The following is a 5,834-nucleotide window of genomic DNA, read 5'->3' on the forward strand; positions in this document are numbered from 1 at the left end:
CCGAACAGCGTTCGGATTAATTTTACAATCCACCATAATAGTCTTGCATATTTAGATGTCCTTTCGGGGATAATCTGTGGGTATCGGGTGTGGCCGATGCCTTTTTTATTTTCCATTATATCAAAAGGCGGTCTAGTGAGAATCCGAAGATTCTCACTAGACCGTCTTATTTGTGGAGACTTATGTCACAGCCTCTTTTTGATTTATTCGTGATCCTAAACAGCAAGTTATAAGTGGTCGTTACAATTTCTATTTTGTAAACTCAAGTTCACCAAGAGCACGTTGGGCTGCTAAGTTCAATAGGCTCCACTGTCGGTCAAAGCCTGGCTGGAAGAAAAAGTCAGCTTCGGCTAAATCTTCCAGTTTTAATCCTTGTTGGATGGCTAATGAAATAACATTACCTTGGGCAGTGATATCATAAGTTGACAATACAGCACCACCTAATAGTTGATGAGTGTTTGGATTGTAATCCAGCTCTACGTAGACCTCTGTATTTCCCTTCTCCATAGGGACATAAGCTGGACGTAAAGTGTCTTTGTAAAAAGATGTGTTAATCTTAATATCGGCCTTTTGGGCTGTGGTCATATTCAGACCTGATGTGGCAAAGTGATAGTCGAAAACACTTAATGCTGATGAGCCGACCACTCCTGAAAATGGCATAGACGGTGTGTTCTCAAAGATGTGTTCCACTACATAACGGGCTTCACGTCGGGCAACCGTGGCTAAAGCTATCGGCATGTTCCTCTGAGCAGGAATTGAATAGGCCAACACCGCATCACCTATGGCATAGACATCAGGCAGATTAGTTCTCAAATATTTGTCAGTTTTAATCCACCCGCGCTTATCTAGTTCAACCGTTCCCTTTAACCAATCAGTATTAGGTTTAACTCCAACAGCTTGAATGATCAAGTCACTAGGATATTCTGCATCGTTGGTCTTAACAGCAGAAACCGATTCAGTCCCTTCATAGCATTCAATCTTAGCGCCAGTGACAACTTGAACGCCTTTGCTAGTCAATTCTTTTGATAAAATATCTGTTAATTCGGTATCTAGGTAGTTGCCCAGAGGCCGATTAATCATGTCGATTAATGTAACATTCTTTCCAGCTTTGATGCTGGCTTCAGCAGCTTCAACACCAATGTAACCAGCACCAATAACAGTAATATTTTTAACATCTGGGTCAGATAATTTTGCTTTGATCTTTTCTGCCCAATCCTTGCCGCGCATTGAATAAACGTTTTTTAGCTCATGACCAGGAACGGGTAAATCGTTTGGAGTTACGCCTGAGCTTAAGATTAATTTATCGTAATCATAGCTCTGTATCTTACCGGATCTTAAATCTTTCACGGTAACTTGCTTATTTTCTGGATTTATTTTGGTCACTTCATGATTGGCATATACTTCTGTCCCAAATTTTTCGAGATCTGCAGGTTTAAAATTACGGACATCATTAATACTCGTTACACTGTTTTCTAAATATAATTCCATACCACAGGACATAAAAGAAATAAAATCTCCCGCTTCGAATAGTTTAATATCTAGGTTTGAGTATTTGTGAGTAAGTTCCAAAACCGACTGATGGCCGCCGTGCGAGGCACCAACAACAATAACTTTTGTCTTCGACATAAAAAATATAGCCTCCTAATAGATGGGTGACAAATAATAAATCGTTAATGATGGCCATTTTGTTCTAAAGTACATTCGTGATGACGCAATGATTCACCGATATCTCATCCAGATACTAAGCCTTCTTCTCTCGAATGGATCCCACCAGATCATCTGTAGCTGGAGCGTTCGCAAGCAATGCGCGAACATCATCAAGATTCACCTTAACATTCCAAACTAAAACACCAACTAACTTATCGGTATCTATGAAATAGACAAGCGATCCATGCGTTCGCCGATCAAAAATCAATTGCAATTTAGGATCAATATTACCGATTGCTTGCCAGGAAATATCAAAAATCATGGAATAGAAGTATGGGGTATGCTGATAGCTCATGTGACCCCCTGCCATATTACGGCCAACTAATTCACCAGAAAGTCGGGCATGGTCCACGTGCTCAATCCGTTGCCGACCCAAGATGTGATCTGGATAAGAGGCAATATCTCCAGCAGACCAGATGGCTGGGTCACTAGTATTGAGATACTCATTAACTTTCACACCACCATCAGCTAAATCCAAACAACTGTCTTCAGCTAAACTAATCCGCGGCGTAACGCCTAACCCAACAATGATCGTATCGGCTGCGATCACCGTACCATCCTTTGTCAATAGAGTCAAGTGGTCACCTTGGCGTTGATATGATTGGACAAACTGACCACTCATCAGTGTGACACCATTGCGTTTGAACGTGGCTTCATACTCAGTCCGAATAGACTCAGGAAATTTACCCTCACCCAGCGCTTTTTCTGGAAAAATCATCGTAACTTCAGTCTCATTTTGGGTCAGTGACGATGCGAGCTCTGTACCAACATATCCACCACCAATGATCACAACCCGCTTGTTCGGACCACTAAATTTACGTAACTTGCGATAATCTGACCACTGTCTAAAGACTAGCACATGTGGATCAGAAGGTCCCTGGATTTGTCTAGGTTCTCCGCCAGTTGCTAGCAATAGCTGTTCATACTTGATTTGCTCACTATCGGCCAATGTAATGACCTTATCTTGCCGATTAATAGCCGTAACCGTTGTCTGAACTTAAAAGTCACATTGGGATAATTTTCAGCACCAATCTGAATGTTCTCTTCAGTAAATTCATCATCTAGCCATAGTTTTTTACTCAGTGCCGGTCGTTCATATGGGACATCCGCCTCTTGCGAAATAATTAAGATCTCACCCTCTGAATCTTCCTGTCGAATTCCCTTGATGGCATAGCCAGCAACCACTCCGCCACCAACAATGACGTATCGATAGCTGTTTGTCTGATCCAAATCACTCATCTAATCGCCTCCATAACTTTACTTTTTCTAGGATCATTGTAATATAAAAACGCCATGATTCGAAAAATAACGCTCAGAATTGTCAATCGTTGCTTGCTTTTATCAGAATAATAATTTTATTTACATACTGCTACAAAGCTATCAAATATCACTATGATCCAGATTTAGAATTGCGGATAACACAGCATAAAATAATATTATTTTAATTAAAAAACCTCAATTTTTAAGGTAATCATTTTTGATTTTAATTTGAAGTAACAATATTCGAAGAGTTGTCATTTTTCTTGGTCATTTCTCGGATTTTAGTGGAGTTAGAAGTTTCAAGTGGTCCGCTCTGCTATGATTCTCTCATGTAAACATCATCTTTGTATATTGAATTTCTTTCGATATCTGATAAAGGTCGTCCGTTTAATCCCTGTATTACGGGCAACATCAATGTCACTCATGCCTGCTTGATAAAGTTTAAAGGCATGTTGCAAACGGGGATCGTCTTGGGTGTATTGGGGTTTGCGCCCATGATATTTACCCTGCTGCTTAGCTAAGGCAATCCCTTGCTGCTGGCGCTCAATGATTCGCTTACGTTCACTTTCGGCCTGATACTTATAGAGTTCAATAATCAAGTTGGTCATCAGTTGACGTAAATTTGGGTCAGCAATCCCTGTCATGGACGGCAAATTTAACACATCTAGGGTGGCACCCTTATTTTGAATGGAGTTCATGATCTTAGTCAAATCATGGTTGTTTCTGCCTAAGCGATCTAATTCAGTGACCATTACAATATCACCCTCACGAATATAGGCCAGCATTTTTTGCAGTTCTGGCCGATTAGTGTTAGCCCCACTTAATTTATCCGTAAATAATTTATCAACGTCTTTTAAAGCCGCTAACTGTCGATCTAAATGTTGCTCCTTGGAACTCACACGTGCATAACCGATTTTAGCCATTTCCAATTCTCCTTTTGGACAGTTCTAATGAACACTTGTAATTCCTAGTATAGCACAGAAATAAAAAAGACCATTAGGGTATACCCTAATGGCCGTTTGATATGAACTTATTTTGTTTTATATTTATCTTGAACAGCAAGAATTTTTGTTAAATATTCCATATCTAAATCTTTTCCCAAGGAGTCTTGATAATCTGTTTCAACGACAAATTCCTTCACTGTGCCACTCATGGTCTGATATATGAAATAAATATAAACGGGCTTTTTATTAACGAAGCGCTTTAATGCTTTATAATTAGACGTAAGACGATTCTTAACTGCGTCTAAAAAGCGCCCTTTAGGAATAACAATAGTTCTCATTTCGTGACTTTTGATGGGAATAAAACCAGTCGCCGCAATTTCATCGCCATTTTGGATATTCACCATTTGAAGGTAAGGATATAAGTCCTTATCTTCATATTGCTTTTTATAGTTCTTAGACTTTATCTTATCTATAAACAATAAAAATAAGCGATATGTCCAAGACCTTGTCGTATGCGTAGTCTTACTATTGCTGTCTTTGCACAATCTAAGTTTTACTCGAATGATGTATGGCAACAACTTTCGATATAGATAGAATTTCTTGTCTGTAACCATTATTCCTAGCAGTTGAGACGCTTCAGTTCCTAAACTGTCATTATATATGGAAATAGCTGTTTCAAAATTGTTGTTTCCTGAGGAGTATTCAAAAGATTGTCTCAGCTTCCTGTGACGATTTCTTAAAAATGTTATTACTGCTAATCCGAATGCTAACCAACCTACCGATATGTTAATGCTAATCCATTGGATGATATTTAAAATTAGTTCCCATGATTGACCTATAAATAATTGTATAACTTTCAACATTATAAAATCTTCTTTCTTATTTGTTTGCATTTGTATTATTATTTTTATAATTATCAAGCGCCTTACTGTTCTACGTCACCAAGTTTTAAAGCCTTCTTTCAAATTTTGTCCGTGTCCTACTAGTAATATAAGGATTAACCTGAAAGTTAATCCGTTTAAATTGGTTCTCACTAGTAATATAGCGATCAGGCAAATTTGTTTGAAAACTTGGATAGTGATATAGATTCCCTGTATAATGGTATTTTGTAGAGAAGTTAAGGCGGTGGCTATTTCCAATCGGAGGTGGTGCTTATGGTGTTAAACCTTTAAAGCCCATAAATCCTAACGAAAGGAGTAGCCTAGGTGTCCGTTGCGGACGCTTTACAATTAATGCTGGCTTTCGGTACTTTTATCGTGGCCTTAATCGCATTAATTGTTGAGCTGATCAAAAGTAAGCAAAAAAAATAACCGCCTTAGCTCTGGTCAGCTAGCGGTTATTAAATATCGTTAAAATCTGCCACCGTCTTTAACGGCTCTACATGGGAAGCCCTGTTCTAGCGGGACTTCCTTTTTCTATTACATTATAGCATGTCCCTTAAAAACTGGCTAACGTTTTAGGCTTTGATCAGGTTCAGAATCTGGTTGTTTAATTTCTGGATTCTGTTTAGCAAATGCTTTCAGTTGTTTTTGCGTTCGATTACTGATTTCATGGTGTAAATCATTTAACTTATTTTTTAGTCCTAAGAACCTGTCTAGTATCTGCTGAATCTGGTAGAATTGTGGAAAACCGACTGAGGAGTTTGTCATGCCAGATTGTCCAAGCAATATTTCTCGAGCGCAATTTGCGTTAATACAACCTGATTTAGAAAACTTCCGCAAGCATACAAGACCGCGTCGTTATGATCTTTATGACGTATTCAATGCCATCCTTTACTCGCTTACTACAGGGTGTCAATGGCGTGAATTACCGCACGATTTCCCGGAATGGCATACCGTCTACCGCTATTACGATATGTGGCGAGATAAACCAGACCCGACAGCTGATTCGCTATTAGAACGTGTTTGGATACTTTGACATTCG

At 39.0% G+C, this 5,834-nt stretch carries 5 protein-coding genes and 2 pseudogenes; 2 read left to right on the forward strand and 5 right to left on the reverse strand.

Features of this window, described 5'->3' with window-relative positions; translation table 11 throughout:
- Nucleotides 1–249: 249 nt before the first annotated feature.
- From ACG95_RS13685 to ACG95_RS13700, 4 genes and pseudogenes are all read right to left on the reverse strand, one after another.
- The gene (locus ACG95_RS13685; protein WP_024855732.1) at nt 250–1,626 is read right to left on the reverse strand and encodes an FAD-dependent oxidoreductase; all 1,377 of its coding nucleotides are present in this window, start codon (nt 1,624–1,626) and stop codon (nt 250–252) included.
- A 115-nt stretch (nt 1,627–1,741) separates the two neighbouring features.
- Nucleotides 1,742–2,946 (reverse strand): annotated as a pseudogene (locus ACG95_RS13690) (NAD(P)/FAD-dependent oxidoreductase).
- A 359-nt stretch (nt 2,947–3,305) separates the two neighbouring features.
- Complete coding sequence (locus ACG95_RS13695) at nt 3,306–3,890, reverse strand: recombinase family protein (RefSeq protein WP_048001074.1); 585 nt, start codon at nt 3,888–3,890, stop codon at nt 3,306–3,308.
- A 107-nt stretch (nt 3,891–3,997) separates the two neighbouring features.
- A complete protein-coding gene (locus tag ACG95_RS13700; protein WP_024855730.1) occupies nt 3,998–4,774 on the reverse strand; it encodes a hypothetical protein in 777 nt (258 codons plus the stop codon).
- Between the two features lie 369 nt (nt 4,775–5,143).
- Between ACG95_RS13700 and ACG95_RS13705 the strand changes: the two genes are divergently transcribed.
- Nucleotides 5,144–5,221 carry a putative holin-like toxin gene (locus tag ACG95_RS13705; protein WP_235708434.1) on the forward strand — a complete coding sequence of 26 codons (78 nt, stop codon included), beginning with the start codon at nt 5,144–5,146 and terminating at the stop codon, nt 5,219–5,221.
- A 138-nt stretch (nt 5,222–5,359) separates the two neighbouring features.
- On the opposite strand, the gene ACG95_RS13710 is transcribed toward ACG95_RS13705, so the two are convergent.
- Entirely contained in the window at nt 5,360–5,560 is a 201-nt protein-coding gene (locus tag ACG95_RS13710) for a hypothetical protein (protein ID WP_024855729.1), read from the reverse strand.
- On the opposite strand from ACG95_RS13710, the pseudogene ACG95_RS13715 reads away from it, so the two are divergent.
- Nucleotides 5,559–5,816, forward strand: a pseudogene (locus tag ACG95_RS13715) (transposase); the annotation flags it as partial. The gene ACG95_RS13710 and the pseudogene ACG95_RS13715 overlap by 2 nt on opposite strands.
- Nucleotides 5,817–5,834: the final 18 nt, after the last annotated feature.

Source organism: Lactiplantibacillus herbarum (assembly GCF_001039045.1).
GTDB classification, from domain to species: domain Bacteria; phylum Bacillota; class Bacilli; order Lactobacillales; family Lactobacillaceae; genus Lactiplantibacillus; species Lactiplantibacillus herbarum.

Coding starts and splice junctions, on each gene's coding strand:
- ACG95_RS13685 (WP_024855732.1), bottom strand. CDS start 1,626: ATGTCGAAGACAAAAGTTATTGTTGTTGGTGCCTCGCACGGCGGCCAT.
- ACG95_RS13710 (WP_024855729.1), bottom strand. CDS start 5,560: ATGACAAACTCCTCAGTCGGTTTTCCACAATTCTACCAGATTCAGCAG.
- ACG95_RS13700 (WP_024855730.1), bottom strand. CDS start 4,774: ATGTTGAAAGTTATACAATTATTTATAGGTCAATCATGGGAACTAATT.
- ACG95_RS13695 (WP_048001074.1), bottom strand. CDS start 3,890: ATGGCTAAAATCGGTTATGCACGTGTGAGTTCCAAGGAGCAACATTTA.
- ACG95_RS13705 (WP_235708434.1), top strand. CDS start 5,144: ATGCTGGCTTTCGGTACTTTTATCGTGGCCTTAATCGCATTAATTGTT.